General features: G+C 49.1%; 1 protein-coding gene. It reads right to left on the bottom strand.

The features are described from left to right. Positions 1-7 precede the first annotated feature (7 nt). Positions 8-880: elongation factor Tu (gene tuf / locus FHQ30_RS12595; protein WP_139612334.1), on the bottom strand; the 873-nt coding region annotated here is incomplete at its 5' end.

Raw genomic sequence — 880 nt, forward strand, 5'->3', positions numbered from 1 at the left:
AGCGCAATTATTTGATAATTTTCGCTACAACACCCGCACCTACTGTACGGCCACCTTCACGAATTGCAAAGCGTAAGCCTTGATCCATCGCGATTGGGTGAATCAGGCTAACAACCATTTGGATGTTGTCGCCAGGCATAACCATTTCCACGCCTTCCGGTAACTCGATGGTGCCGGTTACGTCTGTAGTACGGAAATAGAACTGTGGACGGTAGCCTTTGAAGAACGGAGTATGACGGCCGCCTTCGTCTTTAGACAATACGTACACTTCTGATTCGAAATCAGTGTGTGGTGTGATTGAACCCGGTTTCGCCAATACTTGACCACGTTCGATCTCTTCACGTTTTGTACCACGCAACAACGCACCGATGTTCTCCCCTGCACGACCTTCGTCTAACAGTTTACGGAACATTTCAACACCGGTAACGGTGGTTTTGGTGGTCGCTTTGATACCGACGATTTCAACTTCGTCACCGGTACGCACGATACCGCGCTCAACACGGCCAGTAACTACTGTACCACGACCGGAGATTGAGAATACGTCTTCGATTGGTAACAGGAACGGTTGGTCAATCGCACGCTCAGGTTCTGGGATATAAGTATCCAAGTGGCCTGCTAATTCGATGATTTTTGCTTCCCACTCGGCATCGCCTTCCAACGCTTTCAGCGCAGAACCGCGTACGATTGGGGTGTCGTCGCCTGGGAAATCATATTGAGACAGAAGTTCACGCACTTCCATTTCAACTAATTCTAATAACTCTTCGTCATCCACCATGTCGCATTTGTTTAAGAATACGATGATGTAAGGCACGCCTACTTGGCGACCCAACAGGATGTGTTCACGAGTTTGTGGCATTGGGCCGTCAGTTGCCGCAACAAC

Source organism: Testudinibacter sp. 'clade 2' (assembly GCF_006227735.1).
In the GTDB taxonomy this organism is placed as follows: domain Bacteria; phylum Pseudomonadota; class Gammaproteobacteria; order Enterobacterales; family Pasteurellaceae; genus Chelonobacter.